Below are 21673 nucleotides of genomic sequence, written 5' to 3'. Positions count from 1 at the left end.
GGGGCCAGGCAGAGTTACAGGGTTACCGAGGCATCCGCTTCGGATGCCGCCGCCTCCAGGTTCCTGCCTGGTACGGGGGTTGACCTACCAGAGCCTGCGAAGTGCTCGTCGGCGAGGCCGCCCGACGCCAGGCCGTCACCAATGCCGGTCGCACCATCTGCTCGGTCAAGCGGCGTATGGGCACCGACTGGACGATACGGATCGACGAGAAGACGTTCAGAGCGCAGCAGATCAGCGCCTTCGTGCTGCGCAAGCTCAAGCGGGACGCCGAGGCGTACCTCGGCGAGAAGGTGACCGCGGCGGTGATCACTGTTCCGGCGTCCTTCTGCCAAGGTCAGCGGCAGGCCACCCGGGAGGCCGGCGAGCTCGCCGGCCTCGACGTGCTGCGCGTCATCAGCGAGCCGTCCGCTGCGGGCCTGGGCTACGCACTGAGCAAGAGCGGAAGAACAGCGCTTGTCGTGCGCCTGGGCGGTGGCAGCTTCGACGTGTCGCTGGTGGACATCACCCGAGACGCGGACGGCGAACACGTCGTCCAGGTGAAGGCCACCAGCGGCGACGACCGCTTGGGCGGCGACGACTGGGACCAAGCCGTGGCGGACGATCTGGTCGCCAGGTTCGAGAACCTGCACGGCGTGGACCTGTGCGGGGACGAGACAGCTATGCAGCGGTTGCGGGAGGCGGCCGAGGCAGCGAAGATCGACCTTTCGTCGTCCGCGGAGACCACGATCGAGTTGCCCTATCTCGCCGCCTCCGCCGGAGGCCCGCTGCACTTGGACGAGCGCGTGACCCGGGCCCGGTTCCAGGAGCTGACCCGTGGCCTGCTGGAGCGCTGCAAGGCGCCGGTCCACCAAGTGCTGAACGATGCGGCCGTCCCCGTACGGGACATCCACCACGTCGTCTTGGTCGGCGGTGGTTCCCGGATGCCGGCGGTCGCGGACCTGATGTGCGAACTGACGGGCGGCAAGAAGCCGAGCAGTGCCACGTATGCGGACGAGGTCGTGGCGATCGGCGCCTCGCTGCAGGCCCGATGCCTCTGGGTGTCGAGACAGCGGGAGGCGTCATGACGCTGGTCATCGAGCGCAGTACCACGTTCCCGACCAAGCGCTCTGAGATCTTCACCACCGCCGAAGACATGGCCGACGGTGACGACCGGTCCATCGTGTTCCACGTCTACCAGGGCGGGCACCACCTCGCAGCCCACAACCACCGAGTGGGCACAGTCGTTTTGAGGGCTGCCGCCGGCCCGGCGTGGTGTCCCACGCATTGAGGTCACCCTCGAAATCGACGCCAACGGCAGCGTGAGCGTCCTTGCGAAGGACCTGAGCAGCCAGAGGGCGTGGCCGATGGTCGGCGTTGGCGGCGCCGCACCTCTGCGGGAGGGCGTCGCCGTGGCGACGGTTGCGGAGCCCGAGGCCGAGCAAGCCGAGAGCGCGAACGGCGAACCACCCTCCGAGCAGATATCGACGGCGGTAGAGCGTGAACGTCTCGGGGGTCACCAGGCCACGTATCACGCGAAAACCCGGGGGCTCATGGTCCCTGCTGTCCTCTCCGCCGGGTTCCTGGTGCTGACCGGTATCGGGATCGCCGCCCCGAACATGTACCAAGTGGCTGTCTGCGGGCTGTTGGCGCTGGTGTTCGGAGGCTTCTTCCTGGTGGGGCGGTACGCCACCCGGCGGTACACGCAGCTCCAGCTCTTCGAGTAGGGGCTTGTCGTCGTCGACTCGCAGGGGCGGCCCACCGCCTACCGCTGGGATGCGCTCTCGGTGCGCCAGAAGGTTGTCGATCACTACCATTACGGCGTCTCCCAAGGCAGATCCCACGTCTACACCCTGAACGGCCCGGACGGCGAGACTCTCCTGCTCCCAGAAGCCATCCCTCACCCCGAGCACTGGGGCCCCGTCATCCAGGATGCTGTGACCGAGGCGCAACTACCCATTGCCCTTGCTGCCGTCCGTAGGGGAGAAACAGTCTCGTTCGGGGACATCTCGGTAAGCCGGGACGCGGTGACGGCATACGGCAGATCCATCACATGGGACCAGATGGAGCAGGTCTCGGTAGAGGCCGGGACCCTCTCACTCAACGTGGCGGGCAAGTGGCTCCCCCCGGCGAGGACGAAAGTGAGCCATATCCCGAACTTCTTCGTTTTTCACGCGCTCGCGGAACACCTGCGCGCGTCCGCATGACCGACCGGACCAGGCCACAGCTAGGGGCTCCTCCCCCCCCTGCCCCCGGGCGTGGTGCAGCCGCGGCAGGTCCCCTGCCACCGTCCTCAACGCACAGAGCGGTCCTGGACCAGCCACATGCCGAAGACGTGCAGCGCGGGGTTGACGGGGAGCCGGATCGCTGTTGCCTCGGCCGGGCTGGGCAGCTCGACGAGCGAGTGCCACAGTTTCGGCCGCGGCCCCGTGACGTCGCTTGTACGGCTGCGGAGAAATGGCGGCCTTGAACTCCGGCACCCACCACACCCACCAGCGACTCCTACGACACCCCCGCGCCACCACCGCCTCGACCGCGGCAGCGCGCCATCACTGCCCGCTGGAGATCGGCTGGGACACCGAGCGGCAAGCCGTCGACACCGAGCTGGACGGCATCGCCCGTGCCGGCGGGCTGGGCACCGGCGGCTGAAACGAAGCCAGGCTGTATCCCTCGCGACCGGGAGCCGGTCGAAGAGACTGCCGCGGCCGTACAGGCACCGGTTGCCCGCTTGGCCGAGTCGGAGTGATCTCCGTACAACCCTCCGGTCTCGCCAGAGGTCTGGCTTCTCGCAACTGCTTCCCGGCAGACGCTCTTTGTTCGCCTACATGTCACACAGAGGGACCCGCATGAAAAACGCCCTTGTCGGCCGCCGCTCGCTGCGCGGTGGAGTCAGCGCGGCCGGTGCCGCTGCCCTGGTCGCGCTGGCGGCCGCCCCCGCCCTCGCGGACGAGGCCGGGCCGGACATGGCCGTAGCGAAGCTCGCTCCGATAACAGGGGTGAAGCCAGGCAGCACCCCGGAGATACCGCTCTCGTTGAAGAACAAGGGCACTGAGCGGGCCGAGCGCGTCTGGGTATACCTCCACGGCTCGGCGGGGCTGGACTTCGCCAAGCAGCACTCCAACTGCACGTACGCGGAGTCTGGCGGCTACGACGAGATGCCGGACGGGTACGACGCCATTTGCGCCGTGGAACAGGCACTGGAGCCTGGTGTGGTGTACGTGCCCGAGAAGGCGCCGCAGTACAACGTCCAGGACAGAGCGCTGTACGAGAGGTTGAGCGTGTCGGTCCACCTGCAGGATCCAGGCTGGTCGGACCCCGACGGGACCGGCGAAGAGGTGCAGGGCACCGGGCCGGCGCTCAAGCTGGTCGAGCGGAAGGCGGCCGAACCGAGCTCCGACGAGGACTACAGCAGTGCGTCGACGCACGCGCTCGTGACCGCCGACAACACGGCCGACTTCTCGCTGACCGGCGGCAAGCTGAAGGGCAAGGCGGGCGAGACGATCACCGCCTCCTTCCAGTTCACCAACAAGGGCCCGGCCTGGGTCGACATGAACCGGGTGGTGAGCACCGGGGCGCTGACGATCAAGGTTCGGATTCCGGCCGGTACGACCGTGACGGAGGCGCCGCGCCCGTGCGAGAAGGTGAAGACGGGCGAGTACACGTGCATGAACCAGATGGGCTGGGTGAGTGAGAAGAGCGACTGGCCCTACCGCTTCCGCCTGAAGATCGACAAGGTCGTCCCGGGCGCGACGGGCACGGCGTCGTTCGTCAAGGCCGAGACTCCCTTCGACAAATACCTGGCGAACAACACGGCGGAGATCGTGCTCAACGCCGCGTCGGGGACCACCAGCGGCGGTTCCGGATCCTCGTCCACCGGCGGCTCCTCGGCTACCGGCGGCTCCGGCTCCTCCTCCACCGGCGGCTCCACTTCCTCGTCCGGTGGCGGTTCGGACTCGTCGTCCGGCGGCAGCTCCGGCTCCGCGTCGTCGTCGGCCGGCGGTTCCTCCTCCTCGTCCACCGGTGGCTCGGGCGCCTCGACGGACGGCGGCGACCTGGCCGCCACCGGCTCGGACAGCGCCCTGCCCATCGCGGGCGTGGGAGCCGCGGCGCTGGTGGCGGGTGGCACCCTCTACTTCGCGGTGCGCCGCCGCCGCGCGTCGTAAGGCCCGGCACAGAAACCGGCGAAGAACGGGTCCCTCCCATGCCCTTGAGGCCATGGGAGGGGCCCGGGCCCACTCGCGTCCAGGGGCAAGCCGCCCCACGCGCCACCTTCTCCCCCGACCCCGACCCCCGGCAGCCGAAGTCGGCCTTACTGTCCACCGTGTCGTACGAACCGGTGTCGACGGTGCGCAGCTGACGCGTTGACCTGGATGACCGGCACGTGCGTCACCTGCGCTCGGTGATCACGGGACACGCCGCGCTACCCCCGGCGCCCCGGCTGCCCAGGCGCCGCGGTCCGCAGGCTCGGTTCTCCCCGACGCCGCGTTTCGTAGACGCATAGCGGGAGGTGGTGGGGTCCGCGGGAAACAACGAACGCGACGCAGACGCGCCACCGTATGGCCCATTAGGGCGCTAGATGCCCGATCTACTCCGGATATGATGCATTTTGTGATCATGCCCGGACGGCGTTGGCGCCGTCGTCCTCCCTACGGCGGCCGGTGGGAAGCTGCCTGGCTGTCACCGGTGATCCTTACCGCCCTCATCGCCGGCCTGGCGTTCTCCACACCGAGGGAGATCGCCTTCAGCCGCCTCCTGCCTGCCGCACCCGCCCTCGCCGCCGCGATGTGGCCCGTGCTCCCCACGATCCTGCTGGGGGCGTTCTGCCTGCTGGTCATGATTGGCCTCAGCTTCGCCTACACCGACCTGGGAACCCCGTATACGGCGGCGGCGATCATCACGGTCACCTTGGCAGCCGCATACGCAAGCCATGTCCGGCTCCAGCGGGAGGAGGCTCTCTTCCACATCCGCCTCGTCGCCGACGCGGCTCAGAAGGTGCTGCTGCGCCCCCTGCCAGGCCGCATCGGGGGCGTCGAGATCGAGTCGCTGTATCTGGCGGCCCAAGAGCAGGCCCGGATCGGCGGCGACTTCTATGAGGCGGCCGACACACCGTACGGAGTCCGGCTGCTCATCGGCGACGTACGCGGCAAGGGCCTGTCCGCGGTGGGGGCGTCCTCGGCGGTGATCAACTCCTTCAGGGAGACGGCGTACGACGAGCCCGACCTGAGGGGCATCATCCGTCGCCTGGAGATCAGCATCACCCGCTACAGCGCAGCCTTCCCTACCCAGGACCTGCCCGAGCGCTTTGCCACCGCTCTGCTCGCTGAGATCCCCCATGGCGGCGGCCACGTCAGGCTCCTCAACTGCGGGCACCCCCCGCCGCTGCTGATGCACCGCGGGGAGATCCGTGTCTTGGAGCCCACCACGACCTCGCCGCCCCTCAACCTCGCGACACTCCTCGGTAACCAATACTGCGTGGATACCGTCGCCTTCGCCCCGGGCGACCAGCTGCTGCTCTACACGGACGGTGTCACAGAGACCCGGGACCGCACCGGCGAGTTCTTCCCACTGGCGGACTGGATGCGGCAGCAAGGCCCGACTCCGCCCCGCGAGGTGCTCGACCGGCTTCACCGGGCCCTGCTCCACTACAGCGGCGGAAGGCTCGACGACGACATCGCGGCCCTCGCCGTGCAGTGCTCGAACACTCGGGCCGAGGAGCACCTCGCGTAGTGCGACGTACGGATGCCGAGTTGAGCCGTACAGAATCGCGAGCCCTTTATTCCGTCCTTCAGATTGCCAACTCGAGCGTCTGCGCCCCCGGCTGGACAGGGCCGGATAAGCCGAGGGAGTAGACGGCGCCCACCGGCCCGCAGTCGGCTTCGCTTCGGTGGGGGCCGGCTCGGCAGCGACCGGCTCGCTGCCGTCCGAGAGGAGGACCCCTGTGAACCATCTGGCAGGCGATGCAGTGCAGTCGACGGACTCGCCGCCGCCGGTGGTGGTGGAGGCGAGCAGCGTCGCCATCGCCTACCAGGCCGCACCCGACCTCGCGGCCATGCTCATCTGCTCCCGCAGCTGAGGAAAGCGACAGAACCCTAGAAGTGGTTGAAGTCGCTCCCGAGTCGGGCGTTTGCCCTTGTGGTCCCCAGGGCGCCGGGGCCGAAGGACCAGGAGCCGGAGGTAGTGATGCCGGTGGAGGTGCCGCGCAGGACCCATACGCCGCCCTCGCGGCTGTTCTCGCCCGGGGCGCCGACCAGGAGGTCGGCCTTGCCGTCCTTGTTGGCGTCGACGAGCTTCGTGGCGGTGCCGAAAGTGTCGGCCGATTCAGCGGTGCCGGGGATGCCGGACGTGTCCTGGTGGTAGACCTTGGCACCGCTGGTGGTCAGGCCGGACGCAGAACCGGACAGGGCGACCAGGGCACCGGCGTCGGTCTTGCCGTTGAAGTCCTCGCCGGGCACCCCGATGGTGGCGTCGGCGTAGCCGTCGCCGTTGATGTCGCCGACGCTGATGCCCCTGCCGAAGCTGTCGAAGGCCTCAGCGGCCCCGGGGATGCCGGAGCTGTCCTGGTTGTACTTCACCTGGCTGCCGACGTCGGGGCCGGAGGCGCTGCCGTAGACGACGGTGATCATGCCGCCCTTGCTCATCGGGTCCATGTCCATGTCGTATCCCGTGGACCAGTGTCCGGCGACCAGGTCGGCGTGCCCGTCGCGGTTGAGGTCACCCAGAGCCACGTCGTCGGCTTCGACTCCCAGTAGGACACGGTCGGCGAAGCCGGAAGCGGTGCCGCGCCAGTACACCGCGGTCGGAGGTCCGGCGCCGGCCTCGCTGTTCCAGGTGGCGGAGCCTATGACGTCGGTGAGGCCGTCGCCGTCGACGTCCGCGGCCGTCAGTCGGCCCACGCTCCGGGAGCCCTCCGTCGGCACCATGTCCGGAAACATCGACTTCTTGGCAGCCGATCCGTCGCGGTGGAACGGGCCGCTCAGCAGTTGCAGTCCGCTGTCGCCCTCGGTGACGACGTCTTTGTGGCCGTCGCCGTTGAAGTCGCCGGCGGCGACGCCCACGCCCAGGTACTGGCTCGCGTTGGTGTTGCTGAGCAGGGTGCTCCCGGAGGACAGCCCGCTCGCGCTGCCCCAGATGACGGCCAGCGCGCCGGCGCCCTGCACGGTGCCCACGTCCTCGCCCGATGCGCCGACGATCAGGTCGGCGTAGCCGTCGTTGTCCAGGTCAGCGCTGGAGACCGCGCTACCGAAGCTGTCACCGCTCTCGGCGACGCCGGGTATGCCCGTGCTGTCCTGGCTAATGACCTTCTTGCGGCTGGTGTTCAGCCCCGATGAGGACCCGTACAGCACGGCGACGTAGCCCGCCCCGGACTTGCCGCTGACTGTGGCCGTCGGCGCGGTGACCACCACGTCGTGGTAACCGTCGCCGTTGAAGTCGTCCTGCAGCCTCAAGGTGCTCGCAGCGAACGTCGCGGCGTGCGCGGTGGGCGACAGCAACGACGCGGACACCACCACCGCGGCCGTGACTGCCGTCCTGCGAAATGCGCGTCCTGACACACTCTCTCCTTGCATTGAAAAGCGGTGCAACAGCACAGACAGCGTGGTCAGCGCGCCCGCTGACGCTCAAGACATCCCAGGTGGGCGGAAGGTTGTACGCCCAGGAGTGTGATTTCGTGCGGCAGTCAAAGGCCCCTGGGGGCGGTACACCTGTCGGGCAGTGGTGCACTGGCGCCCCCGTAAGGCATGGGGCACACGGAGCAATGTCGTTGACGTTCAGCTGTGGGCGGGATCCGGGGGCGGAGCCGGCGACGACACGGTGGATAGGTGACCGGGTGTGTAGACAAGAGCGGTACCGCAGGGTGTACCGGCCGCTGAGACGCGCAGGCCTGGAGGTGATACCCGATGCCGTTCCGGAATCCACACCGCCGACAGTCCTTGGATACGGCTGGCTTCTGACTCGTGGGCCCCGGCTCCCGGCCCCTGCGATCACAGATGCTTGAACGCTTCATTACAGAGAATCACGTTGCGGTCACGTTAATCGGACGCGTCTTGACGCTTCCCCAACCACAGAGTTGGCTTTCGGCCATCTTGGCTGCAATTAATGCGGCCTGTCACGGAGGTTGGATTCAACCAATGAACGCACATCTGCGTCGTGCCGCCGTCGCAGCCGCCGCCCCCGCGATGGCCATGTCCCTCTTCGGTTGCGGGACGACCGAGGAACCGCCGCGTGTGAGGCTGAGTGACGACATCGTTGTTGGTCTGCTGCTCCCGGAGAACCAGGCCGCTCGCTACGAGCAGTTCGACAAGCCGGTCATCGAGGAGCGCATCGCGCTGCTCACCAACAGCAAGGGCACGGTCCGCTACGCCAACGCGACGAACGACGCCGATCTGCAGACGCAGCAGCTCGAATCCATGATCAAGGACAAGGTCGACGTACTGATCGTGGACGCGGTGGACTCCAAGGCCATAGCCGGCGCGATAGAGAAGGCTGACGACGCCGCCATCCCGGTCGTCGCCTTCGACCGCCTCGCCGAGGGCCCCATCGACGGATATGTCTCCTTCGACAACGAACAGGTCGGCCACATCCAGGGGAAGTCCCTGCTGAAAGCTCTCAAGGGCAAGGCCGGGTCCGGTTCGGGGCCCGGGTCCGCGTCGGGCAAGGTCGTGATGATGAACGGCGCCCTCACCGACCCGAACGCCGCCATGTTCAAGAAGGGCGCCCACACCGAGCTCGACGGCAAGGTCGAGGTCGGCCTCGAGTACGACACCAAGGACTGGAAGCCGGAGAACGCCAAGGCGAACATGGAGGCCGCGATCGCCTCCCTCGGCAAGGACGAAATCACCGGCGTTTACTCCGCCAACGACGGCATGGCGGGTGGCATCATCGCCGCGCTCAAGGCCGCCGGTGTCACCGACCTCCCGCCGGTCACCGGCCAGGACGCCGAACTGGCGGCCGTGCAGCGCATCGTTGCCGGTGATCAGTACATGACCGTCTACAAGCAATACGCACCGGAAGCAGAGGCCGCCGCGGAGATGGCCATCCTGCTGGCCAGGAACATGTCGCTCGGAGCCGCCGCGCACACGGACATCGACACCCCGACGGAGAAGTCCGTCCCGACTGTGCGCATCCCCGTCATCGCACTGACGAAGGACAACATCAAGGAGACCGTCATCACTGACGGCCTCTACACGGTGGAGCAGATCTGTGTCCCCGGGGTCCAGGCCGAGTGCGAGGAGCTCGGGCTCGAGTAGTCCCCCGGGCCGGCCCCGTACCCCGTACCCCATTACTCACCGGGGCCTTACGCCGGCCAACCGCCCCCCACGCCACCAGCCGGTACTTCAAGCTGAGTTCGGGCGTGCACGTCGTCATCGTCAGGTAGTGGCCCGCCGCGCGACAACCCGCGGCGGGCCGCGCCGCGCTGCGCGGCACCGGCTCGATCACACCGGTGTCACCTGGCAGGATCCGCGAGAGCGCCTTGCCCACGGCGTGCGGTGTCGGTGGCGGCGTGAACGCTCCGGCTAACGCCCCTGGCTACCAGCGTGCCCGGCCGCACCTTCACGGTGCGGCCGGGCGCGGTGTCGAGCGGCTGTGGTCAGTGGTCGGCGTGGACGACGGCGTGGCCTTTGCCGCGGCCGATCATCCACTTGTTGACCGGGGTCGTGATGAAGAAGGCGAAAACGAAGCCGCCCAGCAGCGCGGTCCAGAACAGCGCGTCCGACAGGTGGGCGTCCATCGCTCCGGGCGTCAGGGCGATGATGCCGTTGTCGACGAACTCCATCACCGCGATGGAGACGGTGTCCGCGGCAAGCGCCACCTTGATCGCGGACTTGAAGTCCAGACCGGCCCGGCGGACCGCGAAGAGCGTGAAGAAGTAGCCGAAGACGAACGCCAGCGCGATCGCCAAGACCATGGTGGGCACGTTGCCCCACAGCGTCTGCCCAACACCGAACCCAAGCTCCGGGAGTTATTCGCGAAACTCCAGGCCAAGCACGGTGCTGGTGGTGGTCGACCAGCCGGCCTCGATCGGGGATCTGCCGCTGGCCGTCGCGAGGGACATGGGCTGCCCGTTCGCCTACCTGCCTGGGCTCACGATGCGGCGGATCGCTGACCTCTATCGGGGTGAGGCCAAGACGGACGCGAAGGAACGCGTTCATCATCGCGGATGCAGCCCGCGCGATGCCTCACACGCTGCGGGCGATCGACGGCGAGGACGGGACGATCGTCGAGTTGGAGATGCTCGTGGGCTTCGACGACGACCTGGCCGGTGAGGCCACTAGGGTCGCGAACCGGCTGCACGGCCTGCTGACCCAGATCCATCCCTCGCTGGAGCGAGTGCAGGGGCCTCGGTTGCAGCACCCGGCTGTCCTGACCTTGCTGGAGCAGTTCGGGTCTCCGGCCCAGATCCGCAAGGCCGGCCGGCGGCGGCTGGTCACGCTGTTGCGGCCGAAGGCCCCGAGGATGGCCGACGGCTGGTCGAGGAGGTCTTCACCGCCCTGGACGAGCAGACCGTCCCGGGCACGGACGCGGCCGCACTGATCGTCCCGAGCCTGGCCGGACCCCTGGCCGCCGTCCTTGACCAGCGCAAACTACTGGCCGGGCGGATCGAGGAACTCCTTGAGGCCCACCCTCTTTCGAAGATCCTGACGTCCATGCCGGGAGTCGGCGCCAGGACCGGAGCACGGATCCTGATCGAGGTCGGCGACGGCAGCACGTTCCCGACCGCCGGCCACCTCGCTGCCTACGCGGGTCTCGCGCCGGCGACCCGCAGTTCAGGGTCGTCGATCCGCGGCGAACAGCCCTCCCGGAGGGGAAACAAGCAGCTCAATCGGGCCTTCTTCCTCGCCGCCTTCGCCGCCCTCGGGACCCGGGATCGCGGGCCTAGTACGACAGGAAGATCGCGCAGGGCAAACACCACACCCAAGCCCTCCCCCCCTCGCCAGACGACGAGCCGACGTCCTCTTCGCCATGCTCCGCGACGGCACCATTTGCGAACCCCAACCCGCGCGATCAGCTTGAACAGACACCACGCTGGAAGGGCTCACTGACCGGCGGACCTGGGAAACTCGCGGTACTCGTCCAGGAGCCGGAAGAAGTCGTCCAGCGGAGGCTCTCCAGGCAAGTGCTCCGCGATCGCGGCGTCCCACCCGGTCGCCATCGACCACCCACGGGTCCGGCTGAGCCAAGAGGCGAACCCTCCACACCCACGGTGGAACTCGAACGTCTCGTCGACATCGTGGACCTGAAGGGCGAGGTGATACCCGAACATCAGCACCGCCAGTTCTTCCAACGAGCCGTTACGCACCCATGCGTTCGGCCGCTGCCGAACAGCATCCAGCAGGTCATATACGTCCTGCCACTCCTCGACTGGCCGCATCTTCGACCCCTCGCCTGACGCCCCCACCGCATCCTCCTCCAGCCAGCTGGTCTCACCGGCAAGCTAATCTGCCACCTTGACGAACTACATAGGGGCCCCCACGACCGACACATCCCCTGACGGAACGTTCCCCGCACACGCCCACTGACCTGGGACTTCACGGAACATCCGTCGCCTCCGCCCGCAGGCGGCAAAGGGACGGCCCACATCGTCAGCACCCTGCGGCGCACCATAGGCACCCGGCGAGGACACCGGCGCCACCTACCGCTTCGCCGCAGCGAAGCAAGCACACACCCGCCCCGACAAAGCCTGCAGGCAGACTTAAGTATCAGTACTCATCACAGGGGTAAGGCAGACCTTGAAGATTGGCCGCATCACCGAGTGAAAGAGGCTTCGTGGCCATGTCGCAGCACCGCACACTTCCCCATGCCGCCCTTGCCGGCGTGGTCACAGCGCTTGTGCTGAGTGGGTGTGGTTACGCAGAAAGGGTCTGCCTGACCGACCACTACCCGGTCCTTGCGGTGAACAACTCCGGCGGCGACTGCGTCGCCAACGGTGAGGAGCCGCAAGAGGGGGGGCCCGCTATCCGGAAGGCATGGTCCCCGAGTACGTGAACGACAAATGGGACCGCTACTGGTCAACCAGGACCGTTGATGACGAGGGCCGGACCATTCAGCAACCGGACTGAACACGGCGGCAGTCAGCCAACCGCCTGCCGGCTTCCCTCGGTAGAAGAATCGCCCGAACGGGGGGTCGACTCCTCTGCGTGGCTGGGGCTGTACCGGCGAACCGTCGAGCGGACGCTGAGACGGCTGGGCGGATGCCGCCGCATGCACTGGCGCTACGAACGAAAGCCCGAGCGCCTCCTCGCCTTCGTCAGCCTCGCCGCAGCTCTCCTCCGACCACCTTTCGTGGACATCACAGCCCCGGATCTCGACCGTCGCTTGGCCATAGCGCAGGGCGTGGCACTGGACGCCCTCCAGTCCCGCTGACCGCCGGCCAGCCGCCATCGCGACCGATCACCCTCGCGACCTTTCGCCATCGCTGCGTGGCAGTGCCTGCAGCACTTCGCCGCCACGCCGCCCCTGCCCCGCCCGAGCCCAGTGCCCCCGCGCGCAGCGGCGATGACCGTCTGGTCTACCACTGCGCGGGCTGCCGTCGTGGCAGCTGTGCTGCTCGCCACCGTCGCGCCCGCAGTGACGGCCGACCTCTGCCCAGCACGTGGCGGGAGGGGGCCCGGGATTGCTCGAGAGCTGGGGAGAGACAGGTGATTCGTTGCGGGTGCGCGTCGGACGGTGCACGCATGGCACCGGGAAGCCCTCAACGAGCCCGGCAGGTTCGCCAGGTCGGGTGACTCTCGCTCCCGAGCCCGCGTCGGCCGTTCCACGGCGAGGTGCCGCCAGTGATCATGCACTGTGATGGAGAACAACCGTAATGCCGTTCGCCGCCCCCGGTCGCTGCTGGCCGTCGCTCTCGGTACGCTCGGCCTCTTGTCGCTGCTGCCGCCCGCTCAGGCTGCTCAGCCGTTGCCCACACCTCCTCAGGCCGGTTCGCTTTCCCGGCCGGTGACCGCGTCCGAGTCAGGCACCGCCTCGTACCTGAACAGTGTCCGGAACAATCCCCGCCTGCTACGCGATTTCTTCCTTCACCTGCCCAAGGGCGGGGACCTGCACAACCACCTGTCCGGCGCCGTCTCCACCGAGTACCTGATCGAGCTGGCCGCCGCCGACGGACTGTGTATCGACACGCGGACGATGACCGCTCTCGCACCGCCCTGCGGCACCGGGGCTCGCCCGGCCGTCGGCGCACGCACCGACCGCGCTTTCCATGACGCCATCGTGCGGGCATGGTCCATGCAGGATTTCCCACCGGAGGGCAACGGTCACGACCACTTCTTCGATGCCTTCGGCAAGTTCGGCGAGGTGACCTGGCGTCACCGGGGCAAGCTGCTCGCCGAGGTCGCCGACCAAGTGGCCGCCCAGAACCAGTTCTATCTGGAGACGATGGTCACTCCGGCTTCCGACGGAGCGAAGAAACTCGCCGCACAGGTCGGGTGGGACAAGGACTTCGCGAAGCTGCACGGCAAGCTGACGGCGGGCGGCCAACTGGACGCGTTGGTGGCCGGGGCTCGTAAGGAGGCCGATGATGCCGATACGGAGTTTCGAGCGGCCGCGCACTGCGGAACCAGCCGCGCCCGGCCCGGCTGTCGTCTGCCAGTGCGCTGGATCTCCCAGGTTTCCAGGAGCAGCACGCCGGAGCGTGTCTTCACCCAGATGGCCCTCGGCATGCGGTTGGCCGAACGCGATGACCGGTTCGTCGCCGTCAACCTCGTCCAGCCCGAGGACGGGGAGCGCGCCCTTGGCGACTACAGCCTGCACATGCGCATGCTCGCCTACCTCCGCGGTGTCTACCCGCGTGCCCACATCACACTGCACGCAGGTGAGCTGTGGCCTGGTCTGGTCAAGCCCAGGGACTTGAAGTTCCACATCAAGGAGGCGGTGTCCATCGCCGGTGCGGAACGGATCGGGCACGGCGTCGGCCTCGTCCATGAGGACGACTGGCAGCGCACCGCCCGTACCATGGCCGACCGGCAGATTGCCGTCGAGGTGCCCTTCACCAGTAACGCCCAGATTCTCGGCGTCAAGGGCGACGACCACCCCTTCGCCACCTACCGCGCCTACGGCGTGCCGGTGGTCCTGGCCACCGACGATCCCGGTATCAGCCGCATCGACGTAAGTCATGAGTACCAGTACGCCGCCGAGACGTACGGCCTGCCCTACCCGGAGTTGAAGGACCTGGCCCGGGCATCGTTGCAGTACGCTTTCCTGCCCGGCGCCAGCCTCTGGCAGGCCAACCCCACGACCAGGGGATACCGTGCCCAGCCGGCCTGCCAGGGTCAGATTCCCGACTCCGGTCACGCTGTCGGCCCGCAGTGCCGCCGCCTCCTCGCCGCCAGTGCGAGGGCCGCCGCACAGTGGCGGCAGGAAGCCGCCTTCCACCGCTTCGAACGTACCTTTGGCGCCCGCGACTGAGGCAGCACCCGCTGTCAGACCTCGACATGTCGGCCGGGCCGGGGCCGACATGTCGAGGCGCCCCGTACGGTCACCACCGTTGTCGATAAAGATCAGCCACACCCGTACGAGATGGAGCGTGCCCCATGCCGAGCGCCCGGACAGCAAACGCCTTTTTCAGCCTTCGTGTCCCTGCTGAGTTGGTGGACGCGCTGGTGGAGCTGCAAAGGGTCCACCAGGAGCACATCGAACCTCAGCAGCGTGATCACATGCACATTACGCTGGGCTTCCTCCATGACGCCGATGCGGTCACGCTCGCTGATGCGGCCGCACTGTTGAGTGAACGGACCTGGCCCACCCCCACGATCCGCATGAGCGGCGAAGTCCGTCACGGAAGCTGGCAGCTGGCAGCTGGCAGCTGCAGAAGGATCCGGCATACCGCTACGACGCCGATGTCATCCAGCGGCAGGAGCAGGTCCGGCTGGGAGTGGAGAACACATCCGAGCTGGCCGGCATCCAGGCGGAGATCACCGGCCGCCTCGGCATCGGCGAGGACCAGTTCTGGCCGCATGTGACGCTCGGCGTGGCGCGGGAAGACTTCCCCGCCTCCAAAGCCACGTCCATGTCCCTGCCTTCGTCGAGTGAAGCCGCGCCCAGTCTGGACATGCAGCAGGAGTTGTCGGCCACAAGTTTCAGGGTCCTTGTACGCAGAGAACTTGGCTAGAAGCCCGGCCAAGCTGCGGAGTCCAATCGGGCGGTGCTGCCTGGAGGCGGCGAAGGCGAAGTGGCGGCCGCGAACTGGCTCGGTTTCGCAGTGCTGTGGGGCTCGGTGCTGATGGCCCACCGCACACCGAGCCGGGCGACGAGACCGAGCGCGAGGGGATGCCGAAGGTCGTACCGAGGTGTCCGACATCCGCTCGAACCCGTACGCCCGCCTGTACAGGAGGCCGGGACGATGTCCACATCTTTGTGGCTTCTGCCAGTACGACGGCCTGCCGAGGTCCGTAGAGACTGCCAGACAGAGGCCGCGGCGTGCCCCGGGGACGGGGGCCGAGGCCCGGGACATGACGAAACGCACGGGGAGGACGGCACGATGAGCGTGCAGCAGTACGACGAGATCGGTGAGGCGTACGAGGGGTTCAAGGCCCTGCCACTGGAGCAGTATGCGGTGGTGCCCAGCTTCCTGGCCATGGTCGGGGATGTCCGCGGCAAGTCGGTCCTCGACCTGGCCTCCGGCACCGGCTTCTACAGCAGGGAGTTCAAACGACGCGGCGCCACGGACGTGCTCGGAATCGACATCTCCGGGGAAATGGTCGCCGTGGCACAGCAGTTGGAGGAGCACAATCCGCTGGGTGTGCGCTACGAGGTGGGCGATGCGTCCGAACTGCGGCCCCTCGAGCAGCGCTTCGACGTCGGCCTGGCCGTCCAGCTGCTCAACTACGCGGAGGACATCGCCACCACGGAGCGGATGTGCCGCAACGCGCACCGAAGCCTGAAGCCCGGCAGCGAGTTCTTCCTGCTTAACCAGTCGCCCGACTTCCGCTTCGACGGGCCGCCCCCGGACAAGTACGGCTTCCGCAGCGAGCTCACCGGCGAGGCGGCCGAGACCGGACCGCAAGTCCGGACCACGGCGCTGCTCGACCCGCCGATCTCGTTCGTCGCCAACCGCCCGCGCCGCGAGGTCTACGAGAAGTGCCTGCGGGCGGCCGGATTCAGCGAGGTGACCTGGGTCCCGCTGACCGTGTCGGAGGCCGGCGTGCGCGAGTTCGGTGCGGACTTCTGGGCGGACTTCCACGCCAACCCCCCGCTGGAGATGCTGCGCTGCCGCGCCTGACGACCACCGGGCATCCCGGCGGCCCGACCTTTGCCAGCGGTTGGGGTCCGGCAATAGCCTTCTGCGCCCGCTTGGCCCGCTCCGCGGCCACCAGCGGCTGCATGCCCTCCCACACAGAGATCACCGACCCGCCCAAATATCCCGATACCGGCTGGGTATCCACCACGCCGTGCGTGACCGGAGCACCCAAAATGTCGTAGAACCAGGCCAGGTCCGCACCAGGGTCCGCTCGTCCTGCGACAACCCGGCCAGCGGCCCACAGATCACGGCCGGTCAGTTGGTCGTGCACGAACTGCCGCGCCAAGGCCAGACGGTCACTGCCGGTGCTCTTGGAAAAGGTCCACGAGCACCGGCAGCGTGTTTGCATGCGCGCCAGCCTCAATTGACGTAACGACGCCACCGCTGAAAACACGAGGACCACAACCGAAACCACCAATGCCGCAATGCCCCGGAGCCCGCTGCCTTGTCCGACTCGCCACGGCCGAACGGAAAGCCGCCCGGCGGCTGCGGTTGAGCCCCCTGCACGAGTGGGGGTTGCTCAGGGCACTGCCTTCAGTGTGCCGGGCACACTGAACCAAACCCGCTGAACACATGGCCGAACCACACCCCCACCGACCGCACACCCCACCCCCCCAGCGTGCCCGCCGCGTTGAGGTCAGCTGGCGTCGATGGGCAACGGCTCGAGTGACGAGTACTCATCGTCTTCTCGCCCGCGGGGGCGTACATACGGAACTTTGACCACGAGTCGGTCACGAGCCCCTACGTTCGCGACGACGGGCTGGCGTGGCCTGGTGTGCTCGACGTGGTGCGGAGGTGGTCAGGCGGTATGAAACGGAGCTGGCGTTCTCGGACGAGGACGGGACAACGTCCGTGACCGTGTGTCTGTGGCGGACGGTGGACGACGACGCCGACCCGGACGGCCAAGACTCCCGCCACCAGCGCCGGCGGACAGTTGCAGCAGCGCAGGCTCACCCCGTCCATCGCCAGCAGCACGTCGGCAGCGCGATACAGGAGCCAGTCGCCAAGTGACGCGCCCGTGCCGGGCCCGCCCCGGTGCCGAGCAGTGTCATGTTCGCGTGAGCGCTGGCAGGCGACCGGAAGTAGGTCTGGCGCGGTGTGCGGCCTCCGATCAGGGCCGGCGGCCCGCAAGGACGCAGAATTCGTTCCCCTCTGGATCGACAAGTACGACCCAGCTCTCATCGTCTTGGCCGACGTCGGCATGTCGAGCACCTAGATCGAGCAGGCGACGGACCTCTTCGTCTTGCTCCCTGTCGGTTGGATTGACGTCGAGGTGGAGCCTGTTCTTGACGGTCTTGACCTCGGGCACGTGCGCGAATGTCAACACCGGTGGCACTGGGCCAAGGTGGTTCTTGCCTTCAGGCGCCATAGGGTAGCCAATTGTAACAATTCCGTCGCCTTCGTCTTGCACTACGTAGTCAAGGACCGAGCACCAGAACCGGGCGAGACCGTTCGGATCGGCACAGTCGATCGCAAGCTCGGTGAACTTACTGGTCATGTCAGGACTCCCAGTCAAGTAGCGGGTCCGCCAAAGGCCACACGCTAATCGCAGTGTTCGACGGCGAGGTAAGCCGCGCGTAATGTGCGTTCGTCGAGGGCCTGGTGGGGTCGCAGAGTGTTTGTAGGTGTGACGGAACAGGTTGACTTCGACGGCGAGGGCGTTGTCGTCGCCGATGATGGCGCGGTAGAGATGTTCGTACCTCAGCGTGCCGAAGAACCGCTCGACTACGCCATTGGTTTTGGGGCTCCTCACCCGTGTGCGGACATGACAGAACAGCGGGTCGTCGCCGGCGAACGCGTCAGCGAAGGTCACGCCACGAAAGCATGGCCCGTTGTCCGTCACGACGGCGATCGGAGCGGGTGCTTCACCGATCACGTAGTCGTCGGCGTCGACGACGTCCATCGCGCCGCCGTCGGCACGGAGGTCGTCGAGGTCGATGCCCCGCTCGGCCTCGACAACGAGGCAGTACTTGGCGGCGTAGTCGAGGACTGCGCAGACCCCCCAGATCCCGCCGCGGGGCGGTATCTCGAACTCGGAGAAGTCCATCTGCCAGACCCGGTTCCGTTGGCGTGGTGGGTCTCGGAACACCCGCTTCCGCAGCCGCGCCCACGATCTGCCGACTGCCCGGAACCCGGTCGGCAGCACCAGTCCGCGCCGGCGGAGGGCCCGTGTTCGGCGAACAGCCCGCCGTCCACGGAAGATCATGGCCGACGGCTGAAGGACCTGATAGGAACGTTCTTCCCCGTGGTCCCCCGGCTGGGACGTCGCCAGGATCGTCGAGCAAGTGGGTATCGACGCGCACGAGTTCGCGGTGGGCGACGAGGTCATCGCCTACGCGCGCAAGGACTGCGTGCACGGTCGCACCTTCGCCGAGTTCGTCACCGTCCCCGTGCGGGCCCTCGCCCGCCGGCCCGCGTCACTGACCTGGGACCAGGCCGCGGTCTGCCGCTGGCCGGTCTCACGGTTACCAGGTGCTGACGCCCCTGTGCACCGGTCCGGGTGACACCGTACTCATCCATGGCGCCGCCGGCGGTGTGGAATCGCTGGCGGTGCAGATCGCACGTGCCCTCGGCGCCCTGGTCATTGGTACCGCCTCCGCCGCCAATCACGACCGGCTCCCCGAACTCGGCGCGGAGCCCGCAGAGTACGGCGAGGGAGTTGTCGAACCCGTCCGGACACTCGCGCCGGGCGGAGTCGATGTCGTCCCGGACTGCGTCGGCGGGGTCCTGGACACGACGCTGGCCGTCCTGCGCGAAGGCGGCCGGCACGCGTCGATCGCGGACAACTCCGTCATCGCCGCCGGCGAGCATCCTCGCGAGGTGGTCGCCGCGGCGAAGGGGTCCTTGGCGGGTCGGCAGCGCTCAGCTGGATTGCACGAGTTCACGAGGCGTTTTGGTGCCGAGGGCGAGCAGCGCTGCGGCCAGGGAGAAGGCGGCGAGGAGGAGGAAGAGGGCTGGGTAGCCGCCAAGAGGGCCGGCCAAAGCAGCGCCGGCGAAGGGAGCGAGGGCGGCGGTGATGGAGGCGGGGGCGCTGAGGAGGCCGGAGAGGCGTCCGTAGTGGGTGGTGCCCCAGCGGTCGGTGACGGCGGTGGCCTGGAGGAGGGTGAGGTTGCCGCGTACCGTGCCCGCGATGACGGCCAGGAGGACCAGGAGTGGGAGTGGTCCTGGGATGAGTGCGAGGGCGGCGGTGGTGGCTCCGCCGGCTGCGACGAGGGCGGCGGTGCGGGCGGTGACGCTGGTGTGGCGGGCGACGGTGGCGTAGAGGGTGCGGCCGAGGGTCTGGCCTGCGCCTCCGAGCCCGAGCGCCCAGGCGGCTTCGGTGGTGGTGGCTCCGCGTTCGGTCAGGAGTGGTACGAGGCCCATGACGACGGCGTACATCGCGAATCCTGACAGGGTGAGCGCCGCGGCCAGGAGGAGGAAGGGGCGGCTGCGGGCCACGGGCGGCGCTGGGGTGAGGGATTGACCGGCGGCGGTGGGGGCTGATGGCCATGGCGAACGTAGCGCCAGTGCGTGTGCGGGGATGGTTATGACGCCGAGGACGACCGCCAGGACGGTGTAGGTGGTTCGCCAGCTGAAGTGTTCGGCGAGGGCTGCGGTCAGGGGCGCGAAGACCGTGGAGGCGAGGCCTCCGGCGAGGGTGACGACGGTGAGGGCACGGACGCGGTCGTCGCCCCACCAGCGGGTGAGGGCGGCGAAGGCGGGGTGGTAGAAGGTGGCGGCCATGGCAGTACCGGCCAGCAGCCATCCGGCCACGAAAGTCGCCAGGTTGGGTGCGTGGGCGATGGTGAGCAGGGACAGTACGGCGAGGACGGAACCGGTTGTCATCACGGCGCGCGGGCCGCGCCGGTCGAGGATCCGGCCGATGGGTATGCCCGCCAGGGCGGAGACGAGTAGGGCCCCGGAGAAGGCGGCCGTGGTGGTGGTCGGGGACCAGCCGGTGTCGGCGGTGATGCGGGAGTTGAGGACCGGGAAGGCGTAGTAGACGACGCCCCAGCTGGTGATCTGGGTGGCGCACAGAGCGGGCAGAACGGCGCGTGGGCGCGACCGGACCCCTGTCCCGGTCGCGGCCACGCCGGCCTTGGTCGTCGGCACGTCGGTCAGCAGCCGCCGGAGGAGGCGGCGGGGGCGCCGATGGTGAGCGTGGCCGGTGCGGCGCAGCATCCGCCGCTGGTGGCTTCTTCGGCTTCGGGCTGCTCGAAGAGGCCGGCGCCGCCGCACACTCCGGTCTCGGGGAGGGTGAGTTCGACGCGTTCGGCGGCTTCCTTGTCGCCGGCGAGGGAAGCGGCGATGGAGCGGACCTGCTCGTATCCGGTCATGGCGAGGAAGGCCGTGGAGCGGCCGTAGCTCTTCATACCGACGAGGTAGACGTCCTTCTCCGGGTGGGAGAGCTCGTTGACGCCGTGCGGGTAGACGGTGCCGCAGGAGTGCTGATTGGGGTCGATCAGCGGGGCGAGCTCGAGCGGTGCCTGGAGCCGCTCGTCGAGGCTGAAGCGCAACTCGGAGACGAAGGACAGGTCCGGGCGCAGGCCGGTGAGGACGATGACTTCGTCGACTGGGTCAAGGCGGCGGCCGTCGTCGGAGGTGAGGACCAGTTGGTTGCCGTTCTTCTCGACGGCGGCGGTGCGGAAGCCGGTGACCGCGTCGGCGTACCCGTCGTCGACTGCTGCCTTGGCGGCGAGGCCGAGGGCGCCGCGGGCGGGGAGCTGATCGGCGGTGCCGCCGCCGAAGGTGGAGCTGCTGAGGCCGCGGCGCAGGATCCACACGGAGTGGGTGGCGGGGGCTTCCTTGGCCAGGTCGGCGAGATATGCGAGGGCGGTGAACGCGGAGGCGCCGGAGCCGACGACGGCAGTGCGCTTGCCGGAGTAGCGGGCGCGGATGGCCGGGTCCTTGAGGTCGGGGACGCGGTAGGCGATCCGGTCGGCCGCCGCGTGTTCGCCGAGGGCCGGGAGTCCGTCGCCTCCGAGGGGGCCGGGGGTGGACCAGGTGCCGGAGGCGTCGATCACGGCGCGGGCGAGGATGCGCTCCTCGGTGCCGTCGGTGAGGGTGATGCGGATGGTGAAAGGCTGCTGCTCCCGGTCGGCGTCGACGACGCGGTCGCGGCCTAGGCGGGAGACGCCGGTGACCGTGGCGCCGTAGCGGACCTTGCCGTCGAGGGCGTCGGCGAGCGGCTGCAGGTACTTCTCCGCCCAGTCGCCGCCGCTCGGGTAGGCGTTCGCGTCGGGCTGCGTCCAGCCGGTCGGCGCGAGAAGCTTCTGGGCAGCCGGGTCAGTGACCTCGCCCCAAGGGGAGAAGAGCCGGACGTGCGCCCACTCGCGCACTGCCGCGCCGGCATGCGATCCGCGCTCCAGAACCAGGGGCTCCAGGCCCCGTTCGACGAGGTGGGCGGCGGCGGCCAGGCCGGTCGGGCCTGCCCCGATGACGACGACAGGCAACTGGGTCTGGTCGGTGGCGTTGGCGTTCACGGCG

General features: G+C 68.4%; 15 protein-coding genes and 6 pseudogenes. 15 read left to right on the top strand and 6 right to left on the bottom strand.

From position 1 onward, the window contains the following. Nucleotides 1-98 precede the first annotated feature (98 nt). The 6 genes and pseudogenes from J7E89_RS28690 to J7E89_RS41910 all read left to right on the top strand — a co-directional run. Nucleotides 99-1478 (top strand): annotated as a pseudogene (locus J7E89_RS28690) (Hsp70 family protein); the annotation flags it as partial. A 249-nt stretch (nt 1479-1727) separates the two neighbouring features. Next, nucleotides 1728-2183: pseudogene (locus J7E89_RS28685) on the top strand (DUF6585 family protein); the annotation flags it as partial. A gap of 250 nt (nt 2184-2433) precedes the next feature. Then, nucleotides 2434-2625: a hypothetical protein gene (locus J7E89_RS28680; protein ID WP_214977355.1), complete on the top strand. Its 192-nt coding sequence runs from the start codon at nt 2434-2436 to the stop codon at nt 2623-2625. Between the two features lie 197 nt (nt 2626-2822). Continuing rightward, nucleotides 2823-4139, top strand: coding sequence for an LPXTG cell wall anchor domain-containing protein (locus J7E89_RS28675; RefSeq protein ID WP_214977354.1), 1317 nt, complete (start codon nt 2823-2825; stop codon nt 4137-4139). A gap of 451 nt (nt 4140-4590) precedes the next feature. Then, on the top strand, nt 4591-5703 hold the full coding sequence (locus J7E89_RS28670; RefSeq protein WP_251061213.1) for a PP2C family protein-serine/threonine phosphatase: 1113 nt from the start codon (nt 4591-4593) through the stop codon (nt 5701-5703). Nucleotides 5704-5914: 211 nt separating this feature from the next. Next, nucleotides 5915-6049 (top strand): hypothetical protein, encoded by a 135-nt coding sequence (locus J7E89_RS41910; protein WP_285439298.1) that lies wholly within the window; start codon nt 5915-5917, stop codon nt 6047-6049. A gap of 16 nt (nt 6050-6065) precedes the next feature. Here J7E89_RS41910 and J7E89_RS28665 read toward each other — a convergent pair whose 3' ends face one another. Next, nucleotides 6066-7526, bottom strand: a complete 1461-nt coding sequence (locus tag J7E89_RS28665; RefSeq protein ID WP_214977352.1) for an FG-GAP-like repeat-containing protein — start codon at nt 7524-7526, stop codon at nt 6066-6068. Between the two features lie 576 nt (nt 7527-8102). Here J7E89_RS28665 and J7E89_RS28660 point away from each other — a divergent pair. Further along, a complete protein-coding gene (locus J7E89_RS28660) occupies nt 8103-9221 on the top strand; it encodes a sugar ABC transporter substrate-binding protein (RefSeq protein WP_214977351.1) in 1119 nt (372 codons plus the stop codon). A gap of 341 nt (nt 9222-9562) precedes the next feature. Here J7E89_RS28660 and J7E89_RS28655 read toward each other — a convergent pair. Continuing rightward, a pseudogene (locus tag J7E89_RS28655) lies at nt 9563-9904 on the bottom strand (DUF4396 domain-containing protein); the annotation flags it as partial. Between J7E89_RS28655 and J7E89_RS28650 the strand changes: the two are divergent. Beyond that, a pseudogene (locus J7E89_RS28650) lies at nt 9881-10986 on the top strand (IS110 family transposase); the annotation flags it as partial. The pseudogenes J7E89_RS28655 and J7E89_RS28650 overlap by 24 nt on opposite strands. Nucleotides 10987-11008: 22 nt before the next feature. On the opposite strand, the gene J7E89_RS28645 reads toward J7E89_RS28650, so the two are convergent. Next, nucleotides 11009-11344 carry a hypothetical protein gene (locus J7E89_RS28645; RefSeq protein ID WP_251061211.1) on the bottom strand — a complete coding sequence of 112 codons (336 nt, stop codon included), beginning with the start codon at nt 11342-11344 and terminating at the stop codon, nt 11009-11011. A 746-nt stretch (nt 11345-12090) separates the two neighbouring features. Here J7E89_RS28645 and J7E89_RS42470 point away from each other — a divergent pair. From J7E89_RS42470 to J7E89_RS28620, 5 genes and pseudogenes are all read left to right on the top strand, one after another. Then, nucleotides 12091-12243, top strand: a pseudogene (locus J7E89_RS42470) (IS5/IS1182 family transposase); the annotation flags it as partial. 519 nt (nt 12244-12762) lie between these two features. Beyond that, on the top strand, nt 12763-14376 hold the full coding sequence (locus J7E89_RS28635; protein ID WP_214977349.1) for an adenosine deaminase: 1614 nt from the start codon (nt 12763-12765) through the stop codon (nt 14374-14376). A 125-nt stretch (nt 14377-14501) separates the two neighbouring features. Continuing rightward, complete coding sequence (locus J7E89_RS42465; protein ID WP_214977348.1) at nt 14502-14930, top strand: 2'-5' RNA ligase family protein; 429 nt, start codon at nt 14502-14504, stop codon at nt 14928-14930. After that, the gene (locus J7E89_RS28625) at nt 14843-15079 is read left to right on the top strand and encodes a hypothetical protein (protein ID WP_214977367.1); all 237 of its coding nucleotides are present in this window, start codon (nt 14843-14845) and stop codon (nt 15077-15079) included. Before J7E89_RS42465 ends, J7E89_RS28625 begins: the two co-directional genes overlap by 88 nt. Nucleotides 15080-15448: 369 nt before the next feature. Then, nucleotides 15449-16189 carry a class I SAM-dependent methyltransferase gene (locus tag J7E89_RS28620; RefSeq protein ID WP_214977347.1) on the top strand — a complete coding sequence of 247 codons (741 nt, stop codon included), beginning with the start codon at nt 15449-15451 and terminating at the stop codon, nt 16187-16189. A gap of 1129 nt (nt 16190-17318) precedes the next feature. On the opposite strand, the gene J7E89_RS41185 is transcribed toward J7E89_RS28620, so the two are convergent. After that, the gene (locus J7E89_RS41185; protein WP_251061223.1) at nt 17319-17705 is read right to left on the bottom strand and encodes a VOC family protein; all 387 of its coding nucleotides are present in this window, start codon (nt 17703-17705) and stop codon (nt 17319-17321) included. Between the two features lie 787 nt (nt 17706-18492). On the opposite strand from J7E89_RS41185, the gene J7E89_RS42120 reads away from it, so the two are divergent. Both J7E89_RS42120 and J7E89_RS42115 read left to right on the top strand, forming a co-directional pair. After that, a complete protein-coding gene (locus J7E89_RS42120; RefSeq protein ID WP_308315634.1) occupies nt 18493-18711 on the top strand; it encodes a hypothetical protein in 219 nt (72 codons plus the stop codon). After that, nucleotides 18680-18928 (top strand): annotated as a pseudogene (locus J7E89_RS42115) (zinc-binding dehydrogenase); the annotation flags it as partial. The gene J7E89_RS42120 and the pseudogene J7E89_RS42115, both read left to right, overlap by 32 nt. A 141-nt stretch (nt 18929-19069) precedes the next feature. Here J7E89_RS42115 and J7E89_RS28605 read toward each other — a convergent pair. Both J7E89_RS28605 and J7E89_RS28600 read right to left on the bottom strand, forming a co-directional pair. Beyond that, nucleotides 19070-20308 carry an MFS transporter gene (locus J7E89_RS28605; RefSeq protein ID WP_251061222.1) on the bottom strand — a complete coding sequence of 413 codons (1239 nt, stop codon included), beginning with the start codon at nt 20306-20308 and terminating at the stop codon, nt 19070-19072. After that, on the bottom strand, nt 20305-21669 hold the full coding sequence (locus J7E89_RS28600; RefSeq protein WP_214977344.1) for an FAD-dependent oxidoreductase: 1365 nt from the start codon (nt 21667-21669) through the stop codon (nt 20305-20307). Before J7E89_RS28600 ends, J7E89_RS28605 begins: the two co-directional genes overlap by 4 nt. Between the last annotated feature and the right edge of the window lie 4 nt (nt 21670-21673).

Origin of the sequence: Streptomyces sp. ISL-100 (assembly GCF_018614615.1) — a bacterium.
In the GTDB taxonomy this organism is placed as follows: Bacteria; Actinomycetota; Actinomycetes; order Streptomycetales; family Streptomycetaceae; genus Streptomyces.
Note: the sequence above shows the minus strand (reverse complement) of the source record. Positions and strands in the feature narration are given on the sequence as shown.

Bases quoted from the DNA above. Each gene is read 5' to 3' on its own strand.
- J7E89_RS28680 (WP_214977355.1), top strand. From the start codon at position 2,434: ATGGCGGCCTTGAACTCCGGCACCCACCACACCCACCAGCGACTCCTA.
- J7E89_RS28675 (WP_214977354.1), top strand. From the start codon at position 2,823: ATGAAAAACGCCCTTGTCGGCCGCCGCTCGCTGCGCGGTGGAGTCAGC.
- J7E89_RS28670 (WP_251061213.1), top strand. From the start codon at position 4,591: ATGCCCGGACGGCGTTGGCGCCGTCGTCCTCCCTACGGCGGCCGGTGG.
- J7E89_RS28660 (WP_214977351.1), top strand. From the start codon at position 8,103: ATGAACGCACATCTGCGTCGTGCCGCCGTCGCAGCCGCCGCCCCCGCG.
- J7E89_RS28645 (WP_251061211.1), bottom strand. From the start codon at position 11,344: ATGCGGCCAGTCGAGGAGTGGCAGGACGTATATGACCTGCTGGATGCT.
- J7E89_RS28635 (WP_214977349.1), top strand. From the start codon at position 12,763: ATGGAGAACAACCGTAATGCCGTTCGCCGCCCCCGGTCGCTGCTGGCC.
- J7E89_RS42465 (WP_214977348.1), top strand. From the start codon at position 14,502: ATGCCGAGCGCCCGGACAGCAAACGCCTTTTTCAGCCTTCGTGTCCCT.
- J7E89_RS28620 (WP_214977347.1), top strand. From the start codon at position 15,449: ATGAGCGTGCAGCAGTACGACGAGATCGGTGAGGCGTACGAGGGGTTC.
- J7E89_RS41185 (WP_251061223.1), bottom strand. From the start codon at position 17,705: ATGACCAGTAAGTTCACCGAGCTTGCGATCGACTGTGCCGATCCGAAC.